The sequence below is a fragment of the Streptomyces sp. NPDC042346 genome, from assembly GCF_055581845.1.
This window is the reverse complement of the sequence record NZ_JBVJEH010000001.1, coordinates 1,632,089-1,646,132: the sequence shown is the minus strand read 5'-3', so window position 1 is coordinate 1,646,132 and position 14,044 is coordinate 1,632,089. Positions and strand designations below refer to the sequence as shown.

The window sequence follows — 14,044 nt, the reverse complement described above, 5'->3', positions numbered from 1 at the left end:
CGCCCCCGCGGCACCGTCAACGAGATCGCGCCCCGCGGACCCCTCAAGTCCAAGAACCCCCTCCGGTTAGTCCAAGTGACCGCCGAAGGGGGCTTCTCGGGTACCGAGGACGGGTCAGCAGCCGCCGCAGTTGTAGAAGGTCACGTCCCAGTGGTTGCCCTCGTCGGCGTAGACGTTGCCCGCGCCGGACTTCCACTGCGGGGCTCCGTCACCGCGCAACCCGATGTACGTGAAGGTGTTCTTCACGTAGTTGGTGACGCAGGTGGCCTTGCCGAAGTCGAGCTTGTAGCCGTTCCAGTGGGAGTACGTGCCGCTCGCGTGGCCCGTCTCGGTGCCGCCGGTGATGTTGAGGGCGCAGCCGCTGGCGCTCCTGAGGGTCTGGGCGCCCTGGGCGGTGGCCAGGTTGAGCTGGTCGAACGACGTGCAGGTGGAGACGTTCCGGTCGGAACAGTTGCCGGACGACGACCAGGTGATGCCGGAGGACCGGAACATCGAGGTCGCGGTGGCGTGGCTGATCTTGGTGACCGCGTGGGCCTCGCCTGCGGCGGTGAGGACGCCGACGCCGGGGGCGAAGAGCGCCCCCAGGACGAGCGCGAGGGCGGTGAGGACGGAGCGGAGCTTCATCGGGAGTGCCTCCTGCTGGTGACCGTGACGGTTGGGGACGGCGGTGCAGGTGGTGCCGGTGGCGCGAGGGAGCCGGTGGATCCGGTGGCGCAGGGAGATGGTGCCGCAGTTCTACGCGCGTCCGAAAGAGGGCGTCGGACGTCTTTCGGCGCCGTACGGGTGAACATCTCGCGCAGATGTTGAAACTTGAACGGAATAGGTCTACAGTCATTCTCGTTGAAGGTTCAACAAACACCGATCAAGGAGCTGTCAGTCATGGGTCTCTTCAACCGCAAGAGCAACGAGTCCGCCGTCGCCACCGCCACCCTCCCCGTCGACCCGGCCCTGGCCGCCCTGACCGGCGACTACACCATCGACCCGGCCCACAGCAGCATCGGCTTCACCGTCCGCCACGCCATGGTCACGAACGTCCGCGGCACGTTCGCCGAGCACGAGGGCGCACTGAAGCTGGACGGCGCGAACCCGGGCGCCTCCTCCGCCTCGATCGAGGTCAAGATCGCCTCCATCGACACGGGCATCGGCGACCGCGACGGCCACCTGCGCAGCGGCGACTTCTTCGACGCCGAGCAGTTCCCGCTGATGACCTTCCGCTCGACGCAGGCCGAGCAGCTCGGCGGCGACAAGTACCGGGTCACCGGCGACCTGACGATCAAGGACGTCACGAAGCCGCTCGCCATCGACCTGGAGTTCAACGGCACGGCCACGGACGTCTACGGCAACGAGCGCGTCGGCTTCGAGGGCTCGGCCGAGATCCTGCGCTCCGCGTGGGGCCTGACCTGGAACGCCGCCCTGGAGACCGGTGGCGTGATGGTCAGCGACAAGGTCAAGCTGAACTTCGACATCTCCGCGATCAAGGCCGCCGCCTGATCGACCGGTCACCCGGCCGACCGGTTCACGCCGTCTGATCGACCGGACACACGAGCGCGCCCGCCCTCCGCAGCAGCGGAAGGCGGGCGCTCGGCGTTCGTGCGGGTACGGGGCCGGTCAGACCGCCTTCGCCGCCGCCTCGACGACGGCCGGGACCAGCCGGTCGTTCTCGGCGGCGCCCGGGCCTCCGGCGAAGGCGAAGCGGCGGCGCGCGTAGCTGTAGGCGAGGCCGGTCGCCGGGTCGGCGAAGGCCTGCGAGCCGGGGGCGCCGCTGTGGCCGACGGCGGCCGGGCTCAGGGACGGGTAGCGGGTGGCGAGCGGGACGAAGCCGAGCCCGAAGGCGTTCTCCTCCCCCGTGACCAGGTCCTTGCCCGCCGAGTGGATCCGGGCGACCTCGGCCAGGGTGCCCGGCGCGAGGAGCGGGGGCCGGCCGTCGAGCTCGCCCGCGATCGTCGCGTACATCCGGGAGAGGCCGCGCGCGGTGCCGATGCCGCCGCCGGAGAGCGGCGCCCGCTCCCGTACCGCCCGGGAGTTGGCGTAGCCGACGATGTCGAAGGGCGGGTCGGCGTGGAAGTTGAACGCGATGGCCATGAGGCTGTCCGGGGCGATCGGGTTCTCCGCGAGGAGCGCCTGCTCGGCAGGGGTGGGCAGCATCGGCAGGGCCGTACGGAAGCGGGGCTCCAGCTCCTCGGGCAGGCCGAGGTGGTAGTCGATGCCGTACGGGGCCCGGACCCGCTCCTCGTACAGGTCCTGGACCGTCCGGCCGGTGGCCCGCAGGACCACCTCGCCGACCAGGGCGCCGATGACCGTGGCGTGGTAGCCGTGCCCGGTGTCCGGCTCCCAGAACGGGCGCTGGCCCGCGAGGCGGGCGGCGATCAGCCGGTCGTCGGCGAGCTCCTCGGCGGAGAGGCCGCCGTCGGCGCCGATCACACCGGAGCGGTGGGCGAGCAGCTGGCGGAGCGTGATCCCCGCCTTGCCCTCGGCGGCGAACTCGGGCCACCAGGAGGCGACCTCGCGGTCCAGGTCGAGGGCGCCCTCCTGGACGAGGAGGGCGGTGACCAGGGCCATGGCGCCCTTGGAGGAGGAGTAGAGCCCGAGCAGGGAGTCCCCGTCGACGCCGTCACCGCCCCAGAGGTCGACGACGAGACGGCCGCGGTGGTGGACGGCGAGCTGTGCACCGCCGTCCCGCGCCTCGTGCGCGGCGATCTCCGCGAACACCTCTCGTACGGACTCGAATCCGGGCTCCACCGTGCCGTGGACGCGGACGTCGCTCATCGTGCTCTCTCCCCCTGGGTGCCGTGGCGTGATCAGTCAGACCGTAGAACCGCGGAGGGCGTGATTCCCTTCCCGCGCGGCCGAGTTCGTCCCGACTCCGTCCCGGGACGTCCGGAAGAGCAGGCCGGCGGTGAGGAGGACCACGACGCCGGTCGCCGCGTGGATGCCGAGCGCGGCGGCGTATCCGCCTCCGTGGGCGAGGACGGCGAGGGAGTCCCCGAAGGGGACGATCGCGAGGAGCAGCATCACCCAGGCCAGCGGGCGGCGCTTGCCGAGGGCGAGCAGGGTGAGCACGATCGCGCCGTTGGCGAGGTCGCGGACCGCCTTGACCGCGAAGTATCCGGCGGCGTCGCCCTCGGGCCAGGAGGGGATGCCGAAGCCGGCGGCGGCCGTCTCCGGGGCGAACAGGAAGTTGATGCCGAACCAGAGGCAGGCGAGGCCGAGGAGCACGGACAGGACGGTGGTGACGCGGTGCAGGTTCATGGATCCCCCAGAACATCGATCTGGCGCCGATCTAGCGGCGCTAGGACTGGTGGCAACGCTAGACCTACCACCGCTCTCTTGTCTAGCAGTGCTAGCGTTCCGGTATGCCCCTGCACCAGCAGCGCCGAGGGCGCGAACGAGCCGAACGCCACCGTCTGATCGTCGACGCCGCCCGCGCACTCGCCGAAGCGGAGGGATGGGCCGCCGTGACCACCCGCCGCCTCTCCGAGCGGGTCGCCTACAGCCAGCCCGTCCTCTACAGCCACTTCACGGGCATGGAGGCCATCGTCACGGCCGTCGCGGCCCAGGGCATCGAGGAACTGACGACCGCCCTGCGGACCGCCCGCACCGGCGCCGCCGGCCCGGCGGAGGGACTCGCCGCCCTCGCCGCCGCCTACCTCGCCTTCGCCCGCGCCCACCCCGCGCTGTACGAGGCGATGTTCGTCCGGCGCACCGCCCTGGAGTTCGCCACCGAGGACTCGCCCGCGATCCTCAAGGCCGCCTTCGCCGAGTTCCTGCACGTCGTCGGACCGCTGGCGGGCGGGCGCGCGCCCGGCACCCTCGCCGAACTCGTCTGGAGCACCCTGCACGGCCTCGCCACCCTCGAAGGCAGCGACCGGCTCCTGCCCGACCTCGCCGAAGGGCGCCTGAAACTGCTGGTCAACACCGTTGTCAGTGGCGGTCGCTAGCGTCGGCGGCATGGAATTCCGTATCGACAGCAGCACCTTGACCGACGCCGTGGCCTGGGCCGCGCGCGTCCTCCCCGCCCGTTCGCCGATGCCCGTCCTCGGCGGTCTGCTCCTGGAGGCGTCGGAGGGCCGGCTGCGGGTCTCCGGCCTCGACCACGAGGCCTCCGCCCGCGTCGAGGTCGAGGCCGACACCCTCGCCGAGGGCCGGGCCCTGGTACTCGGCCGCCGGCTCCTCGACATCTGCAAGGTGCTCCCCCGGGGGCACGCGGAGCTCGCCGTGGAGGGCGCCCGCCTCACGGTGACCTCCGGGGACGCCCGCTTCGGCCTCTCGCTGCTGCCGCTCGACGACTACCCGGCCGCGCCCGCGCTGCCCGAGGTGCGCGGCCTGGTCGACGGCGACGCCTTCGCCTCGGCGGTCGCGCAGGTGGCCGTGGCGGCCGGCCGGGACGACTCCCTCCCGGTCCTGACCGGGATACGGCTCGCCCTGGACGGCCCGGCCATGACCCTGGCCGCCACCGACCGCTACCGGTACGCGGTGCGCACGCTGGAGTGGAAGCCCGAGGGCGACGCCCACCCGGAGCCCGCCGATGTGGTCGTCCCGGCCCGGCGCCTGACCGAGATCGCCCGCTCCCTCGCGGGCGGCGGCCCGGCCCGCCTCGCGCTCGACGCCGGCTCGATCGGCTTCGAGAGCGCGGGCCTGCGCACCACCACGCGACTGCTGGACGGCCGGCTCCCCCGCCACGACAAGCTGTTCGCCCTCGGGGACCACGCCCTGGCGGTCACGGAGCGGGCGCCGCTGACCGAGGCCGTGAAGCGGGTGGCGGTGGTCGCCGAGGGCGACAGCCCGGTCCAACTGACCTTCAGCGCCTCGGGCGTCCACCTCCAGGCGGGGTACGAGGACGACGTGGCCTCCCAGCAGCTCCCGGGCACCCTCGCCGGGACGGACTCCATGACGGTCGCCTTCAACCCGGGCTACCTCCTGGACGCGCTGACCTCCCTGGACGCCCCGGAGGTCCGCTTCCACCTCCTCGGCCCCGGCCAGCGGGCCCTGCTCACCGACGGCGAGCACCCGACCCACCGACACCTGCTGATGTCGGTGAAGCCGCTGGTCTGAGCCGAATTCCGGCCGCCCTCCGGCCATTTCAGATGCTCATAAAATCGCATGATCCTTCTCGCGCTGGCCTGCCGCACCCCCACCGCGCCGCGTGATACCTCTGCCCCATGGACGATCCCTTTTGCCCGAGTTGTCACTCCTCTGATGTTCTCCGCGTGCGCGCCAGGGCGCTGGCCCGTTCCCTGAGCGCCGCCCCGTCGGCCTGGTGGGGCACGGTGCTCAGGCCGTAGTGCAGGCGGGCGAGGGCCTGTTCGGCGCGGGCCGACCGGATGTGCGGGTAGTGGTCGAGGAAGAGGTTCCAGTGGTCGAAGGCCTCCTCCGTCTCCCCGTCGCCGAGCAGGACCTCGGCGAGCCGCGCCTGGGTGAGCGCGTGGGCGCGATGCTGGTCCGGCGGGCGCAGGGCGACGGCCTCGCGCAGCGCCCGCACGGCGTCCTTCCGCTGCCCCAGGGCGTGGAAGACCTCCGCCCGCTGGTAGTCGAGGCCGGAGCGCGGATAGGCCGTGAAGGGGCCGGGCCGGGCCGTGGCCCGGTCGTGCAGCCGCTCCGCGGCGGCCATGTCGGCCCGCGCCGCCCGCTCCTCCCGCTTGAGGGCGTACGTGAGCGAGCGCTGGACCAGCGCGAAGGAGACGGTGACGTCGTCCCCGGTGGCCCGGGCCGCGCGCACGGCCTCGTCCGCGTAGGCCGCCGCGCTCCCCCGGTGCCCGAGCCGGGCCGCCTGGGCGCTCAGCGAGCGCAGCACGATCGCGCGCATCCGCAGGTCCTCCGCCTCGGCCGCGAGCCCCAGGGCCAGCCGGTAGTACCGCTGGGCGAGCCCCGCCCGGCCCGCGTCGTCCGTCGACGCGGCCAGGACGTGGGTCAACTGCGCCGCGCTGGTGAACAGTTCGGCGCGCAGCCCGGGCGGGGCGGTGGAGCGCAGCGCCCGGGCCACGTCGTCGCCGAGATAGGCGGCGAGCGCGGTCCTGGCGTGCCCGCCGCCGTGGGCGGCGGCGAGGTCGCTGAAGACCTGGGTCAGCCGCCGCATCAGTTCGACGTCCCCGGCGCCCGCCCGGTGGGTCATGCGGGGCGCCGGCCGCCCCGTACCGGCACGGCGTCCCGGCGGTGGGACGTAGGCCGCGTCGTACACGATCTCGGCGAGCAGGCCGCGGCGCGTGGGGCTGGCGTCGCTCCGGCAGAGCGCCATCAGCTCCCGCACCGGGTCGGCCCGGGCCGGCGGAGCGGCAACCTCGGCCCCCGCGCCGCCCCGGGCCCTGACGAGCCCGGTCTCCTCGGGCGTCACCACCCGGTCGAGGCGTTGGCTCAGCGCCTGCGCCGCCAGTTCGCCCGCCGGCGGGCGGGGGAAGGAACCCGCCATCCAGTGCGCGACCGCCGAGCGGTCGTACCGCAGGGGGATGCCCTGCCGGGTGCCGAGGGCGTTCACCGCCCGCGCGAGGTCGCCGGCGCTCCACCGCGCCTCGGCGAGCAGACCGTTCAGCAGATGACCCGTACGTCGAGTGGTCACGACCCCGTCCTCCTTCTCTTCCGCGTCCGTCCGGTCCGCGTCCGTCCTGTCCATGGTGACGCCGTCGCCCCGGGATGAACCTGCCCCCCCCCCTCCCGGGAGCCCTCCCCTCACGGCAGCCTGACCACTTGGGCGGCGTACGCGACGCCGGCGCCGAAGCCCGACAAGAGGGCGAGGCCCCCGGAGAGTTCGGGCCGTTCGCTCAGCAAGGCCTCCATGGCCAGCGGGATCGAGGCCGCGGAGGTGTTGCCGCGCCGGACCACGTCCCTGGCCACGGCCACGGTCGGGGGCAGTCCGAGCGCCTTGGCCAGACCGGTGATCATGCGGTCGTTGGCCTGGTGCGGGATGAAGGCGTCGAGCTCCCCCGCGGCGATCCCGGCCCGCTTCAGGGCCTGCCGCGCGTTGTCGGGCACGTGGGCCATGACCCAGCGGTACAGCTCGGGACCGCGCATCCGCAGGTACGGAGGTCCGGTGCTGCCCTCCGGCGGGTGCCGGGGGTCGCCGGGCGCCCGGCTGAGCAGATCGCCCTGTGCCCCGTCGCTGCCCCAGGCGGCGGCCGAGATCCCGGGCTCGTCGGCGGCGCCGACGACCACCGCGCCGGCGCCGTCGCCGAAGATGACGCTGGTGGTGCGGTCGGCGGCCTCGACGATGTCGGACATCCGCTCGGCCCCCACGAGCAGGACGCGGCCGTACACGCCTCCGGAGACCAGGCAGCGGGCCAGTTCGAGGCCGGTGGCGAAGCCGGCGCAGGCGGCGGAGACGTCCAGGGCGGCGCGCGGCACCGGGTCGAGCCGGTCGGCGATCTCCCGGGCGAGCGAGGTGCCGCCCGTGAGGTGGCTCATCGTGGCGGCGAGGACGCAGTCGATGTCGCCCGCCCCGAGGCCCGCCCGCCGCACGGCCCGTTCGGCCGCCCGCGCCCCCATGAAGGCGAGGGTCTCGTGCGGGGCCGCGAGGCCGCGCGCGCCGATGCCGGTGCGGGCGCGGATCCACGCGTCGGTGGAGTCGAGACGGTGGTCGTCGATGAGTTCGGCGTTGCCGACGGAGCGGACCGGGTGGTACGCCGCGACCGAGACGATCCGCGCGTGCCGGCGCGTCGTGCTGCTGGCAGGACGCACGGTCAGGAGTGCGGAGCCGGTCGGGAGGCGGGCAGCGGTGCGGCCCGCACGGGCCCGGGGGCGCCGTCGTCGACGAGGACGAGTTCGACGCCGGCCTCCGCGACGGTCTCGGAGCCCACCCGCGCGGTGCCCCGGAACGAGGCGGCGGCGCCGGCCGCGCCGAGGGCGCCCTTCGGGTCCTCCGCGGCAGCGGTGACCTCGCCCTCGAAGACGACGGTCTCGCCCGCGTGCACCAGCTTGTCGGCGCTGAGGAACCAGGTGACGGGCAGCCACCGGAGATGGCGGCCGCGCGCGGCGACGGTGTGGTCGATGAGCGTGGTCATGCCGACGGAGAGCGTGGCGACGGGGAGCACCGGATGGCCGGCGAAGTGGCCGGGGCACATCTCGGGGGTGACGGTCAGCGTGGCCGTTCCGTGGCCGCCCCGGACCTCCGGCTCCCGCAGGGGCATGGGCAGGGAGTACGGGTTGACGGTGACCGGGACGTCGGGGACCCGGTCGCCGAGGACCCGTTCGAAGACGGGCTGTGCGAGCACGTCGTACTCGACGTCGAGGGTGGCGAGGAGCGTGCCGTCCCGGTCGGTGAGGCGGGTGGCCGCCACCGCGCGTCGGGGGGAGGCGAAGAAGGCGCTGGCCCTGCCGGTCAGCCCGTCGGCCGCCGGTGCGCCCTGCGGCGTGGCGGGGGCGTGCCAGCTGCCCTTGGCCGCGCGGGCCAGGTAGAAGTGGCGGCCCTCGCGGGGGTTGACGGTGGCGGCGGCGCAGAGTCCGGCGATCGCGAGGTGGCGGCCGATCTCGGAGATGCCGATCGGGGTGGCCTGGCGGCCGGCGTCGGCCTCGACGGCTATCTCGGCGGAGACCTCGCCGGGCGCGTCCCCGCGCAGGTCGCGGAGGGCGAAGTAGGGGGGTTCGACGCAGATCAGGCCGTCGACGTCCAGCGGTGCGGTGATGCTGTTCGGCACGGTGGTGCGACCTTTCGTGTGCTCGCGGCGGCGCGGGCCGCACCGCCGCGAGCACTGTCACCGATCACCGTTCGTGCGGGCACGTTTACTCAACGCGTTCAACGCGCGGGAGTCGTCCGGCCCGGAGATGCCGCGGTCAGAAACCGCCGCCGCCGTCGAATCCGCCGCCTCCGCCGAAGTCGCCGCCGCCGAAGCCGCCGCCCGAGCCGAAGTCGCCGCCGGAGAAGTCCCCACCGGAGAAGTCGCCGCCCGAGAAGTCGCCTCCGGAGAAGTCGCCGCCCCCGTACTCGGCGGCGTACGCCGGGGTGGAGAGCGCGGAGCCGAGCATGGTGCCGACGAGGAGGCCGGGGAGGAGGCCGCCGCCGAAGTAGCCGCCGGCCCAGGGACCGTAGGCGGGGCCCGCCTCCCAGTAGGGGCGGCGGCCCGTGTCCGTGTCGACGGTGCGGGTGAGGGGGTCGAGGCCGTCGTCGAGGCGGGCGGCGTCGGCGGCGCAGACCGGGACCTGGCGGGTGGCGCTGCCGGCCGGCGTCCAGTCGCGGTCCTCGGTGGAGGGGCCGTGGCGCGGGTCGAAGAAGCAGGGGGCGCGCCGCTCGGGCAGCGGGCGGGACTCGCGGCGGGCGGCGAGGAGGGCGAGGGAGAAGCGGCCGTCGTCCAGGGCCTTGGTGACCGCGCGGACGTCGTGCGGGTGGGCCGCGGAGCCCATGAGGGACTTGGCGTCGTCGTACGAGTCGAGGGCGCGTTCGTAGTCTCCGCGCCGGGCGTCGTCGGCGCCGGGCTCGGCGGGGTGGAAGTCGAGACGTTCGAGCTCCTCGCCGAAGGCGGTGATGTCCTCGTCGACGACGACCCGCAGCTTGTCGAGGGCCTCGCGCTCCTCGGCCTCCTTGCGGAGCCTCTTGCGGCGGACGACGGTGTAGGCGGCTCCGCCGCTCAGGGCGACGACCGCGCCGAGGGTGACGAGTCCGGCGACGGGGACCCCGGAGTCCTTGCCGACGGCGCCCCAGGTGGAAGGGGCGGAGCCACGCATGGCGGGGAGGGCCTGGTCGGCGAAGTTGTTGAGCTCGGTGGCCGCGTCGGCGCCGGGCCGGTCGACGGAGGTGACGAGGTTCTGCACGGCGGCGGGGGACATCACGGAGGGGTCGACACCCGCGTCGAACCGGTCGCCGAGGCGCACCGCGTACAGGCCTGCGGCGCCGGTCTGGGCCCGCAGGTTGTCGATGAGGCCCTTCGGCGGGAACTCGGCGTTCGCCGGCAGGACGGCCATGAAGAGCGGCTTGTCCGCGTCCTTGATCTTCCGGGCGAGGGCGTCCGCGTCGGCCTTCGACAGCTGGCCGGCGGCGCCCGGGTCGACGTACACCGGGCCCTGTTTCAGGGCGGCGGCCGCGTCGGAGACCCCGGTGGCCCTGGCGCCCACGGAGGGGGCCAGGGCCAGGAGCAGCAGGAGCATCAGCCCGGCGAGGGCCGAGAGTGCGGTGAGCGGCCTGGTCCTCATGTATCGAAGCTACCCGAATGGCAACAAACAAGACATAGGTGGCCGATCCGGTTTACTCGGCGGGGTCGATCCCGGCCCGGAGGAGCCCGTACGTGAAGGCGTCCTCCAGGGCCTGCCAGGAGGCCGCGATGACGTTCTCGCCGACGCCGACCGTGGCCCACTCGCCGTTGCCGTCGCTGGTCGTGATCAGGACGCGGGTCGTGGATTCGGTGCCGTGGCGGCCCTCCAGGATCCGGACCTTGTAGTCGACGAGCTCGAACTTGGCGAGCTGCGGGTAGATCCGTTCCAGGGCCACCCGCATCGCCAGGTCGAGGGCGTTGACCGGGCCGTTGCCCTCGGCGGTGGCGACGATCCGCTCGCCCTTGGCCCAGAGCTTCACGGTGGCCTCGTTGGCGTGGGTGCCGTCGGGGCGGTCCTCGACGATCGCGCGCCAGGACTCCGTACGGAAGTAGCGGCGGGCGCGGCCCTCGGCCTCCTCGCGGAGCAGCAGCTCGAAGGAGGCGTCGGCGGCCTCGTACGTGTAGCCCTGGAGTTCGCGCTCCTTGACCCGCTCGACGACGCGGGCGACGAGCGCGCGGTCGCCGCCCAGGTCGACGCCGAGCTCCTTGCCCTTGAGCTCGATCGAGGCGCGGCCGGCCATGTCGGAGACGAGCATCCGCATGGTGTTGCCGACGAGCTCGGGGTCGATGTGCTGGTAGAGGTCGGGGTCGACCTTGATGGCGGAGGCGTGCAGCCCGGCCTTGTGCGCGAAGGCGGAGACGCCGACGTACGGCTGGTGGGTGGAGGGCGTGAGGTTGACGACCTCGGCGATGGCGTGCGAGATCCGGGTCATCTCGGCGAGCGCGCCCTCGGGGAGGACCGTCTTGCCGTACTTGAGCTCCAGGGCCGCGACGACGGGGAAGAGGTTGGCGTTGCCGACCCGCTCGCCGTAGCCGTTGGCGGTGCACTGCACATGGGTGGCGCCCGCGTCGACGGCGGCGAGGGTGTTGGCGACGGCGCAGCCGGTGTCGTCCTGGGCGTGGATGCCGAGGCGGGCGCCGGTGTCGGCGAGGACGGTGGCGACGACGGCCTGGATCTGGGCGGGGAGCATGCCGCCGTTGGTGTCGCAGAGGATGACGACGTCGGCGCCGGACTCGTGCGCGGCGCGGACGACGGCCTTGGCGTAGTCGGGGTCGGCCTTGTAGCCGTCGAAGAAGTGCTCGCAGTCGACGAAGACGCGGCGGCCCTGGGAGGTCAGGTGGGAGACGGTGTCGCGGACCATCTCCAGGTTCTCGTCGAGCGTGGTGCGCAGGGCGAGCTCGACGTGCCGGTCGTGCGACTTGGCGACGAGGGTGATCACCGGGGCGCCGGAGTCGAGCAGCGCCTTGACCTGGGGGTCCTCGGCCGCGTTGCCGCCGGCCCTGCGGGTGGCGCCGAAGGCCACGAGCTGCGCGTTCTTGAACGCGATCTCCTGGCGGGCGCGGGCGAAGAACTCCGTGTCGCGCGGGTTGGCGCCGGGCCAGCCGCCCTCGATGAAGCCCACGCCGAAGTCGTCGAGGTGGCGCGCGATGGTCAGCTTGTCGGCGACGGTGAGGTTGATGCCCTCACGCTGCGCTCCGTCGCGCAGCGTGGTGTCGAAGACGTGGAAGCTGTCGTCGACATGGCGGTCGTCGAGGCGCGGGCTCTCGCCGTTCTCCGTGGTCATGACTGTGATGGCTCCTGTCGGATGTGGCTCCGGAAGGTCTGGATCCACTTGCCCCCATTCTCACGCGCTGTCCGTTTCCGGCATGGGTGGGGCCGGAAAACGAAAAAACCCCTCGCGGGTGCGAGAGGTCTGCGCGCGGGTCTGAGGCACGGTGTCCACTGCCGCGGGTGGTTGTGCCGCGGATCAGTGGCCACTGCGGACCGGCGCGCCGCTGCCGATAATCATCGTGGTAGCAAGCACGCCGGAAGTCTGACACAGGTGGGGAGCCGCCGGGACGGCGATCTCACGATACGGGCAGCTGATCTCGTTTCTGGCCGGGCAGGGTGTCGGGGCCGCCGGATCCGGAGGCGCCGACCCGGCCCAGGTCGATGTCCCGGGTCTCCCGCATCGCGAGATAGACGACCAGGGAGACGGCCGCGCAGCCCGCCACGTACCAGGAGAAGCCGGATTCGATGCCCGCGTCCTTGAACCACAGCGCGACGTACTCGGCGGTCCCGCCGAAGAGCGCGTTGGCGATGGCGTACGGGAGGGCGACGCCGAGGGCGCGGATGCCGGTCGGGAAGAGCTCGGCCTTCACGCAGGCGTTGATGGAGGTGTAGCCGGTGACGACGAGCAGGGCGAGCAGGGAGAGGCCGAGGGCCGGCCAGAAGGAGCCCGCGTGCTTCAGCATCGCCAGGATCGGCACGCTGAGGAGCGTGGAGCCGACCGCGAAGGTGATGAGGAGCGGGCGGCGGCCGATCCGGTCGGAGAGCCGGCCGGCCAGCGGCTGGAGGCAGGCGAAGACGATCAGGGCGCAGAAGGAGACCAGGGTCGCGGTCTGCTTGGGGAGGCCGGCGGAGTTGGAGAGGTACTTGGTCAGGTAGGTCGTGTACGTGTAGTAGGCCACGGTCCCGCCCATGGTGAGGGCGACGACGAGGAAGGCCTCGCGCCGGTGCGCCCAGAGCGCCTTGAGGGTGCCCTGCTCGCCCGCGGCGACGCCGTCGCCCGCGCTCTCCTCGTACACCTCGGTCTCCAGCATCGTGCGCCGCAGGTAGAAGACGACGGCCGCGCCGAGGGCGCCCACGATGAAGGGGATGCGCCAGCCCCAGCTGTGCAGGGCCTCGCTGGACATCGTGTGCTGGAGGACGATCAGCAGGCCGAGGCCGAGGATCTGGCCGGCGGTCATCGACACGTACTGGAAGCTGGAGGCGAAGCCGCGGTGCTCGGGCGCCGAGGCCTCCGTGAGGTAGGTGGCGCTGGCGGCGTACTCGCCGCCGACGGAGAGGCCCTGGAGGAGGCGGGCGATCAGGAGGACGGCGGCGCCGCCGTAGCCGGCGACGGCGTAGGTGGGGGCGACGGCGATGAGGAGCGCCGAGGCGGACATCAGGGTGACGGTGAGGGTGAGCGCCGCCTTGCGGCCCTTGCGGTCGCCGACCCGGCCGAGGAGCCAGCCGCCGACGGGCCGCATGAAGAAGCCGACGGCGAAGATGCCGGCGGTGTTCATGAGTTTGGCGGTGTCGTTCCCCTCGGGGAAGAAGGACCCCGCGAAGTAGGTGGCGAAGCTCGCGTACACGAACCAGTCGAACCACTCGACCATGTTGCCGGCCGAGCCGACCCAGATCTTCTTCCAGTGCTCTCGTCCCATGGACCGGAACCGTGCCGGAGTTCCCGCACGGGCAACAAGGCTGTAGCGGACAACGATCCTGTGTACTTACGTGCGTTACGGTCGCGGGACCAGGTCCTGCTCGATGAACTCCCTTACGTGGGCAAGGACTTGGTCCCGCCCGGTGCCCGGGATCCCGACGGCCACATGCACACTGAAGCCGTCGAGCAAAGCCCTCGTACGGGTGGCGAACCGGTCCGGGTCGACCGCCCGGAACTCCCCGCGCGAGACCCCCTCGGCGAGGATCGCGACGAGGTCCCGGTGCCAGGCCCCCTCGATGGCGGCCTGCCGGGTGCGGGCGTCGTCGTCGGCGTTCTGCGAGCGGTTCCAGACCTCCAGCCACAGGGTCCAGTGCGGGTCGCGCGGCCCGTCGGGCACGTACACGTCGACGTACCCGTCGAGCCGCTCGCGCGCGGTCCCCGGCCGGGCGAGCAGCGCGCTCCGCGCGGCGCCGAGCCGCCCCTCGCTCCACTCCAGGGTCTGGAGCAGCAGCTCGTCCTTGGTGCGGAAGTAGTAGAGCAGGTGCCCGCTGCTCATCCCGACCTGCCGCCCGAGCCCGGCCATGGTGAGCCCGTCGAGCCCGCGCTCGGCGATGGTGTCCATGGCCG

Annotated in this window: 13 protein-coding genes; 3 read left to right on the top strand and 10 right to left on the bottom strand. The window is 73.1% G+C overall.

The annotated features are described in order from the left end of the window. Positions 1-114: 114 nt before the first annotated feature. Positions 115-624, bottom strand: coding sequence for a hypothetical protein (locus tag ACZ6K0_RS07740; protein ID WP_376399565.1), 510 nt, complete (start codon positions 622-624; stop codon positions 115-117). Between the two features lie 255 nt (positions 625-879). Between ACZ6K0_RS07740 and ACZ6K0_RS07735 the strand changes: the two genes are divergently transcribed. Then, a complete protein-coding gene (locus ACZ6K0_RS07735) occupies positions 880-1,491 on the top strand; it encodes a YceI family protein (protein WP_376399567.1) in 612 nt (203 codons plus the stop codon). 117 nt (positions 1,492-1,608) lie between these two features. Here ACZ6K0_RS07735 and ACZ6K0_RS07730 read toward each other — a convergent pair whose 3' ends face one another. Both ACZ6K0_RS07730 and ACZ6K0_RS07725 read right to left on the bottom strand, forming a co-directional pair. Then, positions 1,609-2,766 carry a serine hydrolase domain-containing protein gene (locus tag ACZ6K0_RS07730; protein WP_469227555.1) on the bottom strand — a complete coding sequence of 386 codons (1,158 nt, stop codon included), beginning with the start codon at positions 2,764-2,766 and terminating at the stop codon, positions 1,609-1,611. A gap of 36 nt (positions 2,767-2,802) precedes the next feature. Further along, a complete protein-coding gene (locus tag ACZ6K0_RS07725; protein WP_376399573.1) occupies positions 2,803-3,249 on the bottom strand; it encodes a DUF4267 domain-containing protein in 447 nt (148 codons plus the stop codon). Positions 3,250-3,353: 104 nt separating this feature from the next. On the opposite strand from ACZ6K0_RS07725, the gene ACZ6K0_RS07720 reads away from it, so the two are divergent. After that, positions 3,354-3,938, top strand: a complete 585-nt coding sequence (locus ACZ6K0_RS07720; RefSeq protein WP_376399576.1) for a TetR/AcrR family transcriptional regulator — start codon at positions 3,354-3,356, stop codon at positions 3,936-3,938. 10 nt (positions 3,939-3,948) lie between these two features. Beyond that, positions 3,949-5,052: a DNA polymerase III subunit beta gene (gene dnaN / locus ACZ6K0_RS07715; protein WP_469227556.1), complete on the top strand. Its 1,104-nt coding sequence runs from the start codon at positions 3,949-3,951 to the stop codon at positions 5,050-5,052. A gap of 133 nt (positions 5,053-5,185) precedes the next feature. On the opposite strand, the gene ACZ6K0_RS07710 is transcribed toward dnaN, so the two are convergent. The 7 genes from ACZ6K0_RS07710 to ACZ6K0_RS07680 all read right to left on the bottom strand — a co-directional run bounded on the left by ACZ6K0_RS07710 (position 5,186) and on the right by ACZ6K0_RS07680 (position 14,039). Beyond that, complete coding sequence (locus tag ACZ6K0_RS07710) at positions 5,186-6,550, bottom strand: hypothetical protein (protein WP_469227557.1); 1,365 nt, start codon at positions 6,548-6,550, stop codon at positions 5,186-5,188. Between the two features lie 110 nt (positions 6,551-6,660). Then, positions 6,661-7,665, bottom strand: coding sequence for a beta-ketoacyl-ACP synthase 3 (locus tag ACZ6K0_RS07705; protein ID WP_469227558.1), 1,005 nt, complete (start codon positions 7,663-7,665; stop codon positions 6,661-6,663). A gap of 2 nt (positions 7,666-7,667) precedes the next feature. Further along, on the bottom strand, positions 7,668-8,621 hold the full coding sequence (locus ACZ6K0_RS07700) for a hypothetical protein (protein ID WP_469227559.1): 954 nt from the start codon (positions 8,619-8,621) through the stop codon (positions 7,668-7,670). 136 nt (positions 8,622-8,757) lie between these two features. Next, complete coding sequence (locus ACZ6K0_RS07695; protein WP_469227560.1) at positions 8,758-10,110, bottom strand: hypothetical protein; 1,353 nt, start codon at positions 10,108-10,110, stop codon at positions 8,758-8,760. 52 nt (positions 10,111-10,162) lie between these two features. Continuing rightward, entirely contained in the window at positions 10,163-11,794 is a 1,632-nt protein-coding gene (cimA, locus tag ACZ6K0_RS07690) for a citramalate synthase (protein WP_376399585.1), read from the bottom strand. A 283-nt stretch (positions 11,795-12,077) separates the two neighbouring features. Then, positions 12,078-13,418 (bottom strand): MFS transporter, encoded by a 1,341-nt coding sequence (locus ACZ6K0_RS07685; protein WP_469227561.1) that lies wholly within the window; start codon positions 13,416-13,418, stop codon positions 12,078-12,080. Between the two features lie 75 nt (positions 13,419-13,493). Then, positions 13,494-14,039 carry a TetR/AcrR family transcriptional regulator gene (locus ACZ6K0_RS07680; RefSeq protein WP_469227987.1) on the bottom strand — a complete coding sequence of 182 codons (546 nt, stop codon included), beginning with the start codon at positions 14,037-14,039 and terminating at the stop codon, positions 13,494-13,496. Between the last annotated feature and the right edge of the window lie 5 nt (positions 14,040-14,044).

Excerpts from the sequence above, each read along its gene's own strand:
- ACZ6K0_RS07720 (WP_376399576.1), top strand. The coding sequence starts at position 3,354 with ATGCCCCTGCACCAGCAGCGCCGAGGGCGCGAACGAGCCGAACGCCAC.
- ACZ6K0_RS07725 (WP_376399573.1), bottom strand. The coding sequence starts at position 3,249 with ATGAACCTGCACCGCGTCACCACCGTCCTGTCCGTGCTCCTCGGCCTC.
- dnaN (WP_469227556.1), top strand. The coding sequence starts at position 3,949 with ATGGAATTCCGTATCGACAGCAGCACCTTGACCGACGCCGTGGCCTGG.
- ACZ6K0_RS07685 (WP_469227561.1), bottom strand. The coding sequence starts at position 13,418 with ATGGGACGAGAGCACTGGAAGAAGATCTGGGTCGGCTCGGCCGGCAAC.
- ACZ6K0_RS07680 (WP_469227987.1), bottom strand. The coding sequence starts at position 14,039 with ATGGACACCATCGCCGAGCGCGGGCTCGACGGGCTCACCATGGCCGGG.
- ACZ6K0_RS07695 (WP_469227560.1), bottom strand. The coding sequence starts at position 10,110 with ATGAGGACCAGGCCGCTCACCGCACTCTCGGCCCTCGCCGGGCTGATG.
- cimA (WP_376399585.1), bottom strand. The coding sequence starts at position 11,794 with ATGACCACGGAGAACGGCGAGAGCCCGCGCCTCGACGACCGCCATGTC.
- ACZ6K0_RS07730 (WP_469227555.1), bottom strand. The coding sequence starts at position 2,766 with ATGAGCGACGTCCGCGTCCACGGCACGGTGGAGCCCGGATTCGAGTCC.
- ACZ6K0_RS07735 (WP_376399567.1), top strand. The coding sequence starts at position 880 with ATGGGTCTCTTCAACCGCAAGAGCAACGAGTCCGCCGTCGCCACCGCC.
- ACZ6K0_RS07740 (WP_376399565.1), bottom strand. The coding sequence starts at position 624 with ATGAAGCTCCGCTCCGTCCTCACCGCCCTCGCGCTCGTCCTGGGGGCG.